Source organism: Acidaminococcus hominis (assembly GCF_022484025.1).
Classification (GTDB): Bacteria; Bacillota; Negativicutes; order Acidaminococcales; family Acidaminococcaceae; genus Acidaminococcus; species Acidaminococcus hominis.
Genome location: NZ_JAKVMG010000001.1, coordinates 2,070,045 through 2,085,434 on the forward strand (window position 1 = coordinate 2,070,045; position 15,390 = coordinate 2,085,434).

A 15,390-nucleotide genomic window follows, 5' to 3' on the forward strand; every position below is an offset into this window, starting at 1 on the left:
AGAGATACTTTGCAGATTTTAAGTTCATTTGTACAACAAGTCGTAGGCTACATTTACGAACTGACTCGTTTCATTGGTGAGCCCAGCTACGGTCTGGCCATCATCATCATGACAATTTTGATCAAATTGCTGTTGTCCCCGCTGACGGCGAAGCAGATTGCTTCTACCAAGGCCATGAGCCGGATCCAGCCCAAAATGAAGGAGCTGCAGGCCCGCTACAAGGACGACAAGGTCACCTTGAACCAAAAGCTTTCCGAGCTTTATAAAAAAGAGGGTGTCAACCCTCTGGCAGGCTGTCTGCCGCTGATTGTGCAGATGCCCATTATGATCGGTATCTTCTACGGCATCCGGGATTTCCAGTATGCCGGCCCCAGCAGCTTTTTGTGGATGAGCAGCATTGCTGATCCGGATCCCCTGTACATCCTGCCGATTTTGTCTGCACTGACAACCTTCATCCAATCCAAACAAACCATGCCGCCTTCTGATAATCCTCAAGGCAAAATCATGCTGTACTTCATGCCGCTGTTCATTGGCTATATCAGCTTGAAGTTCCCTGCAGGGCTGGTTCTGTACTGGGTAGTGATGAACATCATGCAGATCGGCCAGCAGTTCCTGCTGGACAGAAAGAAATAAATACAGTCTGAAGCACGGCTGTAAGGAGGCAGGAAAATGAACGTGGTGGAAAAAACGGGGAAAACCGTTGAAGACGCAGTAAAAGCGGCACTGGGTGCCTTGGGCAAAGCCCGGGAACAAGTGAACGTAGAGGTTTTGGAAGAACCCAAAAGCGCAATTTTGGGCTTTATCGGCGGCCGGGATGCTAAGGTCCGGGTTACCGTAAAAGAAGTGAAAAAGGCAGCAGAAGCTGCTGCGGCTCCTGTTATGGCAGAAGCAGCCAAGAAATTGGCCGATGCTGCTGCCCAGCTCCAGGCAGACGCTGAAGCGGAAGAAAAAACCGAAGCACCGGAAACGGCGAAAAAAGCGGCCCCGGCAGAAACGGATGCGGACAAGGAAGCAGAACGGCAGGCAGTGGCTGCCACCGGCAAGGAATTCCTGGAAAACATCTTTACTGCTATGGGGATGCATCTGATGATTGAGAAGTTTGTCAACCGGAAGGAAGATGAAATTCTTTTGAAAATCCATGGAGAAGGGATTGGCGTCCTCATCGGCAAGCATGGCCAAACGCTGGATGCACTCCAGTACCTGACCAATTTGGCCGGCAACAAGGGCCATAAATCCTGGAACCGGATTATCCTGGATGCGGAAAATTACCGGGAACGCCGGCGTCAGACGTTGGAACGCCTGGCCAAGAACCTGGCAGACCGGGTAAAACGGACCCATAAAAAAGCCATGTTGGAACCCATGAATCCTTATGAACGGAAGATCGTACACGTGAGCCTGCAGGACGATCCGGCGATTACCACCTACAGTGAAGGGGAAGAGCCCTTCCGCAAAGTGGTTATCGATGTGAAATAAATAACAACGACTTAGCTCCGGACACTATGTTCGGAGCTCTTTTTTTGGAGGAACTATGGACGATACAATCAGCGCAATTGCCACGGCCCTGGGCGTGGGCTCCATTGGAGTCATTCGCCTGAGCGGGCCGGAAAGTCTAGCCATTGCCAATACCTTGTTCCAGGGCAGGAAGGCCTTGGGGCCGGCTGCTGCCCGGCAGCTTTTGTATGGACATATAAAGGACCGGGAAGGCCAGGAAGTGGATGAGGTGCTGGCGGTGTATATGCCGGGCCCCCACTCCTATACGGGAGAAGACGTTTGTGAAATCCAGTGCCACGGAGGGCGGCAGGCCTTGCAGGAAATTCTGGCCCTGACCTATCAGGCAGGGGCCAGGCCGGCGGAGCCTGGAGAATTTACCAAACGGGCGTTTTTAAACGGCCGGCTGGATTTGGCAGAAGCCGAATCCGTCATGGATATCATCAACGCCAAAAGCCGCCGGGCACTTCTGGCGGCCAACCGGGGCCACGAGGGCGGCCTTTCCAAAAAGGTCAAGGCCATCCGGGAAGAGCTTCGGGGGCTCATTGCCCAACTGGAAGCCGTGATTGATTATCCGGAGGAGGACATTGAAGATGTAACCTACGAAAAGGCCCAGGAAGTCTTGGCCAAAGGCCGGGCTGCTGTGGACCAGCTGCTGCAAAAGGGCAGCGCTGGACGGATTCTCCGGGAAGGGCTGCGTACGGCTATTGTGGGGCGGCCCAATGTGGGCAAGTCCAGCCTGCTCAACCAGCTGCTGCAGACGGACCGGGCCATCGTGTCCAGTATCCCGGGCACTACCCGGGACATCATTGAGGAGCAGATGACCATTGCCGGGATTCCCCTGGTGCTCACCGATACGGCAGGCCTTCGGGATACGGAAGACTACGTGGAGAAAATTGGCGTGGAACGGTCCCGGGCTGTTTTGGAGGACGCCCAGCTGGCGCTGGTGGTGCTGGATGGCTCCCAAAAACTGACAGAAGAGGATGAATCCCTTCTGGAGAGCCTAAATGGACGCCAGAAGCTGATTTTGGTGAACAAGGCAGATTTACCCATGGAAGTGGATTTAAACGCCTTAAAACGCAAATATGGAGACGAAAATGTGCTGGTCCTTTCCGTAAAAACCGGAGAGGGCATGGAAGCGGTGGCCCAATGGCTGCAGCATTTTGTCTACGGGGAAGGTTCCGACAGCGAACTGGGCAGTGTAACCCAAAACGCTCGGCAGGAAAATCTGCTGCGCAAAGCCCTGCAAAGTTTGGAGGATGCCCTGCAGGGGGCCAAAAACCATTATCCCTATGATTGTCTCACCATCGATTTGACCCAGGCCCTCCATGACCTGGGAGAAATCACCGGGGAAGACGTACCCGATGAAATCATCAATGAAATCTTTGCCCGATTCTGCGTTGGCAAATAAGGCAAAGCCAGGAGGAAAAGAAATATGATCGTTGTGGATCATTATGATGTTGTTGTAATAGGTGCCGGCCACGCCGGCTGCGAAGCTGCTTTGGCAGCCGCCCGGCTGGGCCAGAAGACCCTGCTGGCTACCTTGTCCATGGATAATATAGCCCTGATGCCCTGCAATCCGTCCGTAGGGGGTCCGGCCAAAGGCCATCTGGTCCGGGAACTGGATGCCCTGGGGGGCCAGATGGGCCTTACGGCAGATGAAGCCTGCATCCAGATGCGGATGCTGAATACCGGCAAGGGCTATGCGGTACAGGCCCTTCGGGCCCAGGCTGATAAGCCCCTGTACCACACCCTGATGAAGGAAGTGGTGGAGAACCAGGAAAACCTGGACGTAAAGCAGTTAATGATTGACAAGCTGCTGGTAAAGAACGGTGCTGTCCAAGGGGTGGAAGCGGAAACGGGAGAAGCATTTGAGGCAGACTGCGTCATTTTGGCTACAGGTACCTATTTAAGAGGCCGGATCCTTTACGGGGAAGTGGCTTATATGGCCGGCCCCAATGGCCAGCGTTCTGCTATGAAGCTGACGGATTCCCTGCGGGAAGCCGGTTTGCAGCTGATGCGGTTCAAAACCGGCACGCCTGCCCGGGTGGATGCCCGGAGCCTGGATTACAGTAAGATGGAACCCCAGTATGGGGATGAACGGGTGCGGAATTTCTCCTTTATGAGCCAGATTGCCACCCGGTTCCAGGTCCCCTGCTATCTGACCTACACCAATCCCCATACCCACCAGATTATTCGGGATAATTTGGACCGCAGCTGTATGTTCAACGGTACCATTGAAGGGGTGGGGCCCCGGTACTGCCCCAGCATCGAGTCCAAGATTGTCCGGTTTGCAGATAAGGATCGGCACCAGTTGTTTCTGGAGCCGGAAGGCCTGCATACCAATGAGGTTTACGTCCAGGGCATGAGTTCTTCCCTGCCGGCAGAAATCCAGGTACAGTTCATGCAGACCATTCCCGGCCTGGAACACTGCAAGATGATGCGGGCCGGCTATGCCATTGAGTACGATTGCTTGGATCCCCTGCAGCTGAAGGCCAATTTGGAACACAAGGAAATCAGCGGGCTGTTCAGTGCAGGCCAGGCCAACGGTACCAGCGGCTACGAGGAAGCGGCTGCCCAGGGCCTGATGGCCGGAATCAACGCAGCTCTCAAGCTGCAAGGCCGGAAACCGCTGATTCTCAAACGGTCCGATGCATATATTGGGGTGCTCATTGATGATCTGGTAACCAAGGGCACTACGGAACCTTACCGGATGATGACCAGCCGGGCAGAATACCGGCTGCTGCTGCGCCAGGATAACGCAGATCTGCGGCTGACCCAAATGGGCCGGGATGTGGGGCTGGTGGATGATGCCCGGTATGCGGCCTTTACCCGGAAGCGGGACCTGATTGAACGGACCTTGTTCCAGTTGGGCAAAGTGAACCTGGCCCCCAGTGAGGAAAATCAGGAGAAGATTACCGCCATGGGCTCCGTGCCTCTGCGGTCTTCCATCAACCTGCTGGACCTGCTGCGCCGGCCGGAAATTACCTATGAAAAGCTGGCCAAGGCGTTTGACCTAAAACAGCTTCCCCTTGAAGCAGCGGAACAGGTGGATGTCCAGGTGAAATACGAAGGGTATATCCAAAAGCAGAAGCAGGAAGTGGAACGGGCCCTGAAGCTGGAAAACAAACTGCTGCCGGAAGAAATTGATTATACCCAGCTCCACGAGCTGTCCTCGGAAGCCATGGAAAAACTGGCCAAACAGCGGCCGGTCTCCATTGGCCAGGCCAGCCGGATTTCCGGCGTATCCCCGGCAGACATCAGCGTGCTGATGGTCTACCTGGAAACCATGAGAAGACAAGGAGAAAAAGCATGAGTTTTCGCGAAACCTTGGAACAGGCTGCTGCCCAGGCGGGTTTTCCGTTAACGGGGGAGCAGCTGGACCGCTTCCAGCAGTATACGGACCTGCTGCTGGAAACCAATAAGAGCCTGAACCTGACAGCCATTACCGATCCTGAGGAAGTGGCTTTGAAGCATATGGTAGATTCCCTATTGGTCTATAACCCCAAGACCTTTCACAACCATACCATTGCTGATGTGGGAACGGGCGCCGGTTTTCCTGGCATACCGTTAAAAATCTATGACCCCAGCATGCGGGTAACCCTGATTGACTCCCTGCAAAAGCGGCTGAACTTTTTGAAACAGGTGGTGCAGGAGTTGGGCTTGGGACAGGTGCGCTGCCTCCACGCCAGAGCCGAGAATGCAGGCCAGGACCCTGCCCTGCGGGAAAAGTTCGATGTGGTAACGGCTCGGGCGGTGGCAGCCCTTCCGGTACTGGCTGAGTACTGTCTGCCGCTGGTACGGGTAGGAGGAACCTTTTACGCCATGAAGGGCCGTCATTTCCAGGAGGAAACGGACGAGGCACACCATGCAGTAGAGGTGCTGGGCGGTAAAATCAAGGAAGTACGGCCGGTAACCCTGCCGGGGCTGGATGACCAAAGGGCCATTATTACTATCGAGAAGGTGCGGCATACGCCGGCTCAGTATCCTCGGAAAGCTGGAACTGCCAGCAAGAAGCCCTTATAAAAGAATACCTTTCCTTAAAAGGCAATGTTTCACGTGAAACATTGCCTTTTGATTTTTAAAATAAAAAATAGGCTGCGGTGAAAATATTCATCATGGTTCTGGAAGCGGGACTGATTTTTCGGTTCTGTAATAGCAAAGGCAGAATGGGAAAACGATTAAGCCCAAAAGGTGTACTGTTAATGTCGGGCGGCAAAAGTTGGCCTATGCCGAGGAATTTTCCAGCAAAGGCGTCTAAGCCTGAGACAGGAGAGCAATGTTTCACGTGAAACATTGCTCTCCTGTATTCCCGCTTGCAGTACTGCAAGGGGATAATCCAGCAATTAGCCTGATTTATGGCTTTGGCGACTGCTGACTTGGCGGTGCAGGACCCTCAGAAAAAAATGTTGAGCTGTCCCTGAAGGAAAAGCCGCTTCTTAGGATTAGACCAGGTGTAAGAAATGACTGCTTGCGGAAATGCAGGGGTAGACGCTTCGTTTCACAGACTCCAGGGCAATGTTTCACGTGAAACATTGCCCTGGAATAGTATTAATAAGTTGACTTAGCTATGGAAAAGCTCCTAGCCTCGCTTCCCTGGAAACGAAAAAATGGTAATGGCCAGAGCTAAGAAATCCGCAATGCTCCAAAAAGAAATGAAAGACCGCTCCAAAGGGAGAAAATATAAAAGAGTATCAGTGAGAGGGTTGTTACAGGAAACACTGACAGCAAAATAGTGAATGCTTCACGTGAAACATTCACTATTTTGCTTTTTATGCAGGAAAAAAGCCTGGGTTTTCTCCATTTTGACACAAGCTGTGATACAATAATAGCCAGTGCATCAAAAATGAAAGCGAAGGAGTGACACTCATGTCCCAAATACTTGCTGTGGCCAACCAAAAGGGCGGTGTAGGAAAGACGACTACCAGCATCAATTTGGCAGCCTGCCTGGCGGAAAGCCGCAAGAAGACCCTTCTGGTGGACCTGGATTCCCAGGGAAATGCTACCAGCGGCCTGGGCATCGATAAAAGCAGCCTGACCCAATGCATGTACGATGTATTGGTGAATAATGTGGATATGGCTAGCCTAATTCAGCCTACAGCCTGGAAAAACCTTTGGGTTGCACCGGCAACCATGAACCTGGCCGGAGCGGAAATTGACTTGATTGACAAGAAAAATCCGGCCAATGCCCTGAAAAAACATTTGAATAAAATCCGGGATAACTATGATTATGTGATTATTGACTGCCCTCCGGCCTTGAGCCTGTTGACAGTCAACGCACTGACGGCTGCAGATGCGGTGTTGATTCCCATCCAATGCGAATTCTACGCCTTGGAAGGGGTTACCCAACTGATGCAGACGGTGGAACGGATTCGGCAGACCAGCAATCCGGAACTGAAAATCAATGGCATTGTGATGACCATGACGGATACCCGGACCCATTTGTCCAATGATGTAGTGGAACAGGTGAAAAGTCATTTCCCGGACCTGATCTACAAGACGATGATTCCCCGGTCCGTACGGTTGGGCGAAGCCCCCAGCTATGGACAGCCGATTACGGTCTATGATCCCCGGGGCAAGGCAGCAGAAGCCTATAAGGCACTGGCAAGAGAGGTGAAGCGGCGTGGCAAGTAAAAAAGGCGGGCTGGGTGCAACCGGCCTGGATAGAATGTTCGGCAGCCGGGCTAAGGCATCGGCACCGGCAGTGGAAGAGAAAAAAGAAGGGGATACTGTCACGGAATTGGCCGTAAAAGACCTGGTTCCTAACCCCTACCAGCCCCGGCATACCTTTGATCCGGAGAAAATGCAGGACCTGATTCATTCCGTCAAGGAAAGCGGGGTTATTCAGCCTCTGATTGTCCGGAAAAAAGGCCGGCAGTATGAAATTGTAGCAGGGGAACGGCGCTGGAGAGCCGCCAAAGAAGCCGGCCTTGCCAAAGTTCCTGTGGTAGTACGTACCTACGACGATGCGGCCATGATGGAAGTGGCCCTGGTGGAAAACCTGCAGCGCAGCGACCTGGATCCTTTGGAAGAAGCCCGGGGCATCAAACGCATGATGGAAGCCCTGCAGCTGACCCAGGAAGAGGCTGCCAAGCGGCTGGGCAAAAGCCGGGCTGCCGTGGCCAATACCCTGCGGCTGCTGAATCTGCCGGAGGCTGCTGCCCAACTGGTGGCGGAAGGCCAGCTGACTGCTGGCCAGGTACGGCCTCTTTTAGGTCTGGAAGATCCAGAAAAAATCACGGAACTTGCCCAGCAGGCTGCGGCCGAGGGCTGGAGTGCCCGGGCTGTAGAAGAAGTGGTGAACCGGGAAAAGCAGGCGGACCAAAAGGTGGATTATTTGCAGCAGCTGAATGATCTGCTGGGAGATGAAGCCCCGGAAAAAGGGAAAAATAAGAGCAAAAAAGCCCTGAAAAAGGCACAGAATGTCTATGTCCGCGGCTTTCAGGACCAGCTTACCGAGTATTTAGGAACCCGGGTGAAAATTGAACCGGCCAAAAAGGAAAATGGCGGCCGGATTATCATTGAGTACTATAATGATGATGATTTGGAACGGGTTTACGACCTGCTGAAAGAAAAAGATGAGAAACCTTCCAGCTCAGGGACTCCCGGAAAATTTACCGTGTGAGAAGGGTGTGGAATAAGCAATGATAGGAGCAGGAACCCTGGCCAACGCTGGGGCAATTGTGGCCGGCAGTGTGGTGGGTCTCGCCGCCGGCCGCGGAATCAAGGAAAAATACCAGGAAACGGTGCTGTATGGCCTGTGTCTTTGTGTAATGATGCTGGGCCTGCAAATGGCTTTTCAGGGCAAACATATTATGATTACCATCAGCAGTCTGGTGCTGGGCTCCATTATTGGAGAAGCCATGGATATCGAGGCCAAATTGGAACGATTTGGTACCTGGCTGGCCAAAAAGGTTCAAAGCCGGCGAAAAACCACTAGTGCCGGAGATGAAGGGGCCTTTGTTCAGGGCTTTATGTATGCCAGCCTGATCTACTGCGTAGGAGCCATGGCCATTGTAGGGTCCATTCAGGACGGCCTGGGGGGAGATCCCACGACCTTGTACACCAAGGCAGCCCTGGATGGTCTCAGCGGCATCATCTATGCCGCCAATATGGGCGTAGGCGTGCTTTTTTCCGCCTTGTCCGTATTGGTCTACCAGGGCGCTTTAACGGCTCTGGCAGGGCTTTTGGGGCCCTATATGAGTCCTGAAGTGGTGCAGGAGATTGCTGCCAGCGGTGGGCTGATGATCTTCGGCATTGGCATCAATATGACCAAGCTGCTGAAAATCCGAATCGGGAACATGCTTCCTGGCTTGGTGGTGGCTTGGGTCGCTGCCGTTATTTTCTTATAAAATACTTGCAGATTTAACCCAAAAAGAGTATAATACTTTCCATCGGGGTTATAGCTCAGTTGGTTAGAGCGCATCGCTCACATCGATGAGGTCTACGGTTCGAGTCCGCATAACCCCACCAATTGAAGTGTTGGCATTGCAGTTTGCTGCAATGCCTTATTTTTTTGCCTTTCTTGCAGGCAGAGAAGAGAAAACCTCGCAAAAGGCCCCAAATTGCCCTGAGAGACGCCGTGCTTTAATACGCGTAAACTAGCTAGGAAAAACTAAAAAATCCCGTTACAGGGCAAATCTGGGCCTGCTATTTGAGCCCTCTTGCCCTGGAAAGTGGGGCTCTGGCGAGAAAAGGCGCACCCCAGTTGGAAAGGAAAGCGGTGCAGCAGCGCCAGGTGAAGCAGGTACTGGGAAAAGGAAGCAGCGGCTGCCAGGACCTGCGGCGCCTGGTAATTCCGGCTGCTCGGGTCTATTAGAATGCTTTTGCGGAAAAAATCAGGGAAGAGATGTTCCAGGGTTCTGCCTACCAACAAGCGCACAAGCAGGTAAATCCGCAGGCATTTTCCCGCTGTAGCTGCTTTTTGCCAAGCTTTTTGCTGCATTGTTCACGGTCATTTCTGCGTCCTCCCTTTTTTGCCGGAAAAATTTCCGCTTATTTTATGGAGCTTGGAGCGTTTTGCTCTGGGCTCCTATTTCTTTTGCGCAAAGCTGGTTCTTGCCTGTTTTTGGCGGTCCTTTACGGCTGCCTAGCCAAACTCAGCTGGACCTATTGCTTTCTGGAATCCCCTTGTGGCTTTTGGAGTTATTTTGCTGGGCCCTTTGCTGTCCTGCAAGTTGGGTCTATTTTAGCCCCTGCTGCCCTTTTTGCAGGTCATTTCTTCTGGTTAAAGAAAAGTATTTTCTGCATAAAAATGCAGTATCCTTGGGAACCGTATTTTACAGGCTCATTGGCAATGTACACGTCGGATGGACAATCCGGCGCAGGCAGAAAAACGCAGCCAGAAAAAACCTCCTGCAGCGGCAAGCCGGGAAGAAGCACTGAAAGAATGGAACTAGTAAGCCATAAATGCTTTTTAAAGAAAGAATTTGAACATTACGAAGCAATTTATGCTTAATCTAGAAGGAAAATAACAATTTTTAGGCTAATTTGGCCTATTTTTTGTGTTTGAAGTGCTGATTGCTTCTGGAAAAGCAGGGGGGCAGCCTGTCTGCCAAAAGGGGCTAAGCTTGCGCCGATTTCAGCTAAGGGGTTACTGGTGGAATAGAAGTGCATAAATATACAGATTTAAACTGCATACTTATGCATGTCAATTCTGCTTTTCTTATAGGACACTCTTTATTTACTGAGTTACTTCATTTTTCATAGGAGGACTGCTACAATACAGGAGAAGGGAGCTGACACCATGTACAAAAAGAAAATGGAAGAAGACATACGCTGCCCGTTGGAATACGGACTGGAGCTGTTTGGCGGAAAATGGAAATCCCGGATTCTCTGTGTTTTTGCCTCCCAGGGAAATCTGCGCTACAGCCAGCTGCGCCGGGAAATGAGCAATATTACCGATGCGGTGCTGGCTACTACCCTGAAGGAACTGCTGCAGGCTGGGATGATTGCCCGGAAGGCCTATGAGGAAATTCCACCCCATGTGGAATACAGTCTGACGGCAAAGGGCCGCTCTGCGGTACCCATTCTCCAGGAAATCTGCCAATGGTCGGGCTTATTTTATAAGGAAACAACTACGGCGCACCCGTTGACCCAATGTGAGCGCTGCGATTATAAATCCCCTGAATGACTCCTGGCAAAGCGTCCCGGTACAGTGGGGGATGCTTTTTTGCTGTGCCGGAAAAGGCTGGACCGGGTTTGGTCCTGGCCGGCTGTATCATTGCCGAGTATTTTTGTAGTATAATATTTAAATACCCATTTGCAGCAGACGGGTATCGTCTGTTGGGAGAGGAGCTGGAGGACCGCTTCTGCAAGGGCGGAAACGGCGTTTTTCCTTGCTCCTGGAACTCACGGTTTTGCCGTGGGGGTATAGCCCTTGAATTGGTTTGTTTAAAGGAGTTTGTCATGTTTGTCTATGCAGATAACGCAGCCACCACAGGCGTCAGCAAAAAGGCGCTAGCGGCGATGCTGCCCTATTTTACGGAAAAATACGGGAACCCTTCCAGTGCCTATCCCTTTGGCCAGGAAGCTTCCCGGGCCCTGATTCAGGCGAGGGAAACCATTGCCCGCTGCCTGGGGGCGCTGCCCAGCGAAATCACCTTTACCTCGGGGGGCAGTGAAGCCGACAACCAGGCCCTTTGGACGGCAGCCCTGAAGGGGAAAGCCCAGGGGAAATGCCATCTCATTGCGTCCTCGGTGGAACACCATGCGGTGCTGCACACTTTAAAGGTCCTGGAGGAAAATGGCTTTACGGTAACCTTGCTGCCGGTAGATGCCAACTGTCAGGTGTCCCCGGAGGCGGTGCAGGAAGCCCTGCGGCCGGATACCTGCCTGGTCTCCGTGATGGCGGCCAACAATGAAACCGGCGCCCTGCAGCCCATTCAGGCAATTGGCCGGCTGTGCCAAAAGGCGGGGGTCCCTTTCCATACGGATGCCGTCCAGCTGGTGGGGCATTTGCCCCTTTCGGTCAAGGCCTGCGGTGCCACCCTGCTGTCCCTTTCCGCCCACAAGTTCCATGGACCCAAGGGCGTAGGTGTGCTTTTTGCCAAACGGGGTTACGAATTGGAAAGCCTGATTCAGGGGGGCGCTCAAGAACGGGGAAAACGGGCTGGTACTGAAAATGTACCCGGGATTGTAGGTATGGCAGCAGCTCTGGAAGAGGCCTGTGCCAATCAGGAAGCAGCCCGGACCCGGCTGTCCGCCGCCCGGGATCAGCTCCAGGAACGGTTCCTTGCGCTGCCGGAGGTCAAAGTCCACAGTGCAGGGGCGGACCGGCTGCCCGGCCATTTGAACGTGGCTTTTGGGGGCGTTTCCTCGGAAGCCCTGCTGCCTATTTTGGGGGAACGGGGCATCTGCGTGTCCGCCGGTTCGGCCTGCGCTTCCGGGTCCCCAGAACCCAGCCACGTGCTGCTTGCCATGGGCTGCAGCCCAGAGGAAGCCAAGAGCTCTCTGCGTTTTTCCCTGGGGGACTCTATTACCCAGGAACAGATCGATTATCTCTATACGGAAACCTGTCAGGCGGTAGAACGTCTGCGGCAGATACACCGGCAGCCTAAGCCGGAGAAAGGCTGGTAAATATGAAGGCGTTAATTGCCATGAGCGGTGGGGTGGACAGCTCGGTTGCCGCCAAGCTGATGCAGGAGCAGGGCTATGACTGCATTGGCTGCACCATGAAGCTGTACAACAACCCGGATGCCGGGTGCAATTCCAAGACCTGCTGTTCCCTCAGTGATGTGGAGGACGCCCGGAGCGTGGCTGCCCGGCTGAATATGCCCTTTTATGTCTTTAACTATACGGAAGAGTTCAAGGACCAGGTAATGGAAAAGTTCGCCGAGAGCTATACCCGGGGAGAAACTCCCAATCCCTGCATTGACTGCAACCGCTTCCTGAAGTTTGGGGCCCTGTATGAACGGGCCCAGGAACTGGGCTGCGACTGCGTGGTGACGGGCCATTATGCCAGGATCCGGAAAACCCCGGAGGGCCGCTACGAACTGCTGCGGGCCCTGGACCCGGCCAAAGACCAGAGCTACGTCCTGTACAACCTGACCCAGGAGCAGCTGGCCCATACCCAATTTCCTTTGGGCATCTACCACAAGACCAAAACCCGGGAAATTGCTGCGGAAAACGGTTTTATCAATTCCCAGAAGCCGGACAGCCAGGACATCTGCTTTGTGCCCAACGGTTCCTATACCGATGCCGTCCAGCGGATTTTGGACTATAAGCCCCAGCCCGGCCCTTTCCTGGACCTTGAAGGCCGGGTGATTGGCCAGCACAAGGGCATTATCTACTACACTTTGGGCCAGCATAAGAAATTGGGACTGAACCAGCCGGATTATCCCCTGTATGTGGTGCGCATTGATCCGCAGCGCAACGCAGTGGTGGTAGGTCCTTCTTCCGCCCTGTTTTCCCGTTCGGCCCGGGTAACGGGGGCCAACTGGATCAGCGGCCAGGTGCCCGAAGCGCCGGTACGCTGCCAGGTCAAGGTCCGTTACCGGCAGGAAGCCCAGCCGGCAGTGGTTACGGCTACGGGCCCGGATACCTTTGAGATTCTCTTTGATGAGCCTCAGCGGGCCATTACTCCCGGCCAGGCCGCCGTACTCTATGACGGGGACGTGGTGCTGGGCGGAGGCACCCTGGAAGCGGAGAAAACGGGCGAAACTAAAAAATAACGGGAGAAAAAGTTTTCTCTTGCGATTTTTTGTTTCCTATGATACAATTACAAGGCTGTATATAAAACTTATATACTTCTTCTGCCCTCATGGTAGAGGAGCAAATCCAAAGGAGGAGGTGATTTCGTGAATAACTACGAAGTCATGTACATCGTTAAGCCGGTAGAGGAAGACGCTTTCAACGCTGTTGTAAAGAAGTTCGATGATCTGCTGGTTGCTAACGGCGCCACTATTGAAAAAACCGATAAGTGGGGCAAGAAACGCTTAGCATATCCTATTCAAGACTTTAATGATGGCCTGTATGTTCTGACCACTTTTGCTGCTGAACCGGCATGCGTGAAGGAACTGGACCGTGTCATGAAGATTACTGATGAAATGCTGCGTCATATGATCATTCGCAAAGGCGAATAAGGAGGGTTGGTGTATGAATCGCATTGTACTGTTGGGCCGTCTGGTACGGGATCCGGAAGTCCGGGTTACTCCTACGGAAAAAACGGTCTGCACCTTTACTCTGGCAGTTGATCGTCCATTTTCTTCAAGAAATGGTCAGCGGGAAGCGGATTTTATCAACATTGTCACTTGGAATAAAACCGCTGAAGTATGTGGGAACTATTTGTCCAAAGGACAGAGAGCCCTGGTAGAAGGCCGGCTGCAGATCCGCAGCTACGACGGTAAAGACGGCAACAAGCACTACGTGACGGAAGTCATCGCAGATCATGTCGAATTTATCGAAACGAAAGGTTCCGCTAACCGCGGCACCGATTCCGGCGCTTCTTCCCAGAACAATTCCTCTCACGGCAGCAGCAATGCTGGCCCCATGGGTGGATTTGGCTCTGAAGTCGGTTTTGACGAAGAAATCCCCTTCTAAAAGGGAGGATAGAGAAGCGTTATGATTAAACGTGATAGAGGTAACAGAAGACCTAGAAGAAAAGTTTGCTCCTTCTGCGTCGATAAAGTGCAAGAAATCGATTACAAAGATGCAGCTAAACTGCGCAAGTTCATCACTGAACGGGGCAAGATTCTGCCGCGCCGTATTTCCGGCACCTGTGCAAAACATCAACGTCAGTTGACCATTGCCATCAAACGTGCTAGAAACGTTGCATTGCTGCCTTTTACGGCTGAATAATTGTAAAAACGAGACAGATCCCTTGGGGGTCTGTCTTTTTTTTACCAAATCATGTAAAATATAATATTACCATATCAATTACTGGTTTGGCCCTGAAATGCACCTGCGTTTCCCCTGGGTCCAGAACCATTGAGTAAGGAGGCCAATTTGCAGATAAGAAAAACGTCCGCAGTGGTGGAATCCGGAATCCTGGCTGCCATCGCGGTTATTTTTACCTTGGTAGGGAACTACATTCCCGTGCTGGATATGATCGTCAACATCCTGTGGCCCCTGCCCATTATTCTTTGCGGGCGGAGGAACGGACTGAAATGGAGCATTTCCTGCCTGGTGGTGACAGGCTGCGTGGTAGCCGTACTGTTGTCCCCGCTCCAGGCCCTGACCCAGTGCCTGATTCTGGGCCTGATTGGCCTGATGATGGGCTGGGCCATGCGCCGGCAGATGTCCCCCGGGCAGACCCTGCTTATGGGCAGTCTGGGCGCCTTTATTTCCACGGTGCTCAGCGTGCTGGCGGCCTACGTGTTCATGCACATCAACGTGGTGGAAGTGTTCTTCCAGTCCGTGGATGAATCCCTCCAGCTCAGCAACCAGATGTTCGAGACCCTGGGCATGAGCGGCATGACGGCTGTCCAGGCGGCCCAGGTGCGCCAGTTGTTTGAACTGGTGCTGCCCGCCGGGGTGCTCCTCAGCGCACCGGTTACGGCCCTGGCCAACTATTGGGCTGCCCGGAAGATTCTGGCCCGGATGGGGGATTATTATCCCTGGTTCCCGCCCTTTTCCCAGTGGGCCATTCCCAAATTGACCCTGCTGCCCTATGGGGTCGGACTGGCGCTGATTGTCCTGCACCAGAATGCCCAGGATTCCTTGCTTTACCGGGGCGGTTACACGTTGTATATGATGGCCAGTATGTTCCTGCTGCTGCAGGGGCTGTGCCTGATCCGCTGGTTTGTGGAATACCGGCATTATCCCCGTTTCCTGCTGCCGCTGGCCCTGGTACTGACCTTTACCATGCCGGTGGTCTCCCAGTTTGTGGTGGTTTTGGGCGCCTATGACATGGTATTCGATATCCGGAAAATCCGTAGGAAACAAAACGGGGACAAACAGTAG

16 protein-coding genes and 1 tRNA gene are annotated in these 15,390 nt (G+C 53.1%); all 17 read left to right on the top strand.

What is annotated here, in order from left to right; all coding sequences use genetic code 11:
* Positions 1-9: 9 nt before the first annotated feature.
* The 17 genes from LKE88_RS09325 (at position 10) to LKE88_RS09405 (ending at position 15,390) form a co-directional block, all read left to right on the top strand.
* Entirely contained in the window at positions 10-633 is a 624-nt protein-coding gene (locus LKE88_RS09325) for a YidC/Oxa1 family membrane protein insertase (RefSeq protein WP_105326631.1), read from the top strand.
* Between the two features lie 36 nt (positions 634-669).
* Positions 670-1,473 (top strand): RNA-binding cell elongation regulator Jag/EloR, encoded by an 804-nt coding sequence (gene jag, locus LKE88_RS09330; protein WP_105326632.1) that lies wholly within the window; start codon positions 670-672, stop codon positions 1,471-1,473.
* A 55-nt stretch (positions 1,474-1,528) separates the two neighbouring features.
* Positions 1,529-2,899: a tRNA uridine-5-carboxymethylaminomethyl(34) synthesis GTPase MnmE gene (mnmE, locus tag LKE88_RS09335; RefSeq protein WP_276803437.1), complete on the top strand. Its 1,371-nt coding sequence runs from the start codon at positions 1,529-1,531 to the stop codon at positions 2,897-2,899.
* Positions 2,900-2,923: 24 nt separating this feature from the next.
* Positions 2,924-4,804, top strand: a complete 1,881-nt coding sequence (gene mnmG, locus LKE88_RS09340; RefSeq protein WP_105326634.1) for a tRNA uridine-5-carboxymethylaminomethyl(34) synthesis enzyme MnmG — start codon at positions 2,924-2,926, stop codon at positions 4,802-4,804.
* Positions 4,801-5,514: a 16S rRNA (guanine(527)-N(7))-methyltransferase RsmG gene (gene rsmG, locus LKE88_RS09345; RefSeq protein WP_105326635.1), complete on the top strand. Its 714-nt coding sequence runs from the start codon at positions 4,801-4,803 to the stop codon at positions 5,512-5,514. The genes mnmG and rsmG overlap by 4 nt, the downstream gene beginning before the upstream one ends.
* 843 nt (positions 5,515-6,357) lie before the next feature.
* On the top strand, positions 6,358-7,122 hold the full coding sequence (locus LKE88_RS09350; protein ID WP_105326636.1) for a ParA family protein: 765 nt from the start codon (positions 6,358-6,360) through the stop codon (positions 7,120-7,122).
* Positions 7,112-8,113, top strand: a complete 1,002-nt coding sequence (locus tag LKE88_RS09355; protein WP_231085707.1) for a ParB/RepB/Spo0J family partition protein — start codon at positions 7,112-7,114, stop codon at positions 8,111-8,113. The genes LKE88_RS09350 and LKE88_RS09355 overlap by 11 nt, the downstream gene beginning before the upstream one ends.
* A 19-nt stretch (positions 8,114-8,132) precedes the next feature.
* A complete protein-coding gene (locus LKE88_RS09360) occupies positions 8,133-8,840 on the top strand; it encodes a DUF554 domain-containing protein (protein ID WP_276803442.1) in 708 nt (235 codons plus the stop codon).
* A gap of 44 nt (positions 8,841-8,884) precedes the next feature.
* Positions 8,885-8,961 (top strand) — tRNA-Val (locus LKE88_RS09365).
* A gap of 376 nt (positions 8,962-9,337) precedes the next feature.
* The gene (locus tag LKE88_RS09370) at positions 9,338-9,946 is read left to right on the top strand and encodes a hypothetical protein (protein ID WP_146109050.1); all 609 of its coding nucleotides are present in this window, start codon (positions 9,338-9,340) and stop codon (positions 9,944-9,946) included.
* Positions 9,947-10,234: 288 nt separating this feature from the next.
* Positions 10,235-10,621, top strand: a complete 387-nt coding sequence (locus tag LKE88_RS09375; RefSeq protein WP_276803444.1) for a winged helix-turn-helix transcriptional regulator — start codon at positions 10,235-10,237, stop codon at positions 10,619-10,621.
* Positions 10,622-10,896: 275 nt separating this feature from the next.
* Positions 10,897-12,066 (top strand): cysteine desulfurase family protein, encoded by a 1,170-nt coding sequence (locus LKE88_RS09380; protein WP_105326640.1) that lies wholly within the window; start codon positions 10,897-10,899, stop codon positions 12,064-12,066.
* Positions 12,067-12,068: 2 nt separating this feature from the next.
* Positions 12,069-13,160 carry a tRNA 2-thiouridine(34) synthase MnmA gene (gene mnmA / locus LKE88_RS09385; RefSeq protein ID WP_105326641.1) on the top strand — a complete coding sequence of 364 codons (1,092 nt, stop codon included), beginning with the start codon at positions 12,069-12,071 and terminating at the stop codon, positions 13,158-13,160.
* Positions 13,161-13,286: 126 nt separating this feature from the next.
* On the top strand, positions 13,287-13,571 hold the full coding sequence (gene rpsF / locus LKE88_RS09390; protein ID WP_105326642.1) for a 30S ribosomal protein S6: 285 nt from the start codon (positions 13,287-13,289) through the stop codon (positions 13,569-13,571).
* 13 nt (positions 13,572-13,584) lie between these two features.
* Positions 13,585-14,028, top strand: coding sequence for a single-stranded DNA-binding protein (locus LKE88_RS09395; protein ID WP_105326643.1), 444 nt, complete (start codon positions 13,585-13,587; stop codon positions 14,026-14,028).
* A gap of 21 nt (positions 14,029-14,049) precedes the next feature.
* Positions 14,050-14,286 (top strand): 30S ribosomal protein S18, encoded by a 237-nt coding sequence (gene rpsR, locus LKE88_RS09400; protein WP_105326644.1) that lies wholly within the window; start codon positions 14,050-14,052, stop codon positions 14,284-14,286.
* A 147-nt stretch (positions 14,287-14,433) separates the two neighbouring features.
* On the top strand, positions 14,434-15,390 hold the full coding sequence (locus LKE88_RS09405; protein ID WP_105326645.1) for a YybS family protein: 957 nt from the start codon (positions 14,434-14,436) through the stop codon (positions 15,388-15,390).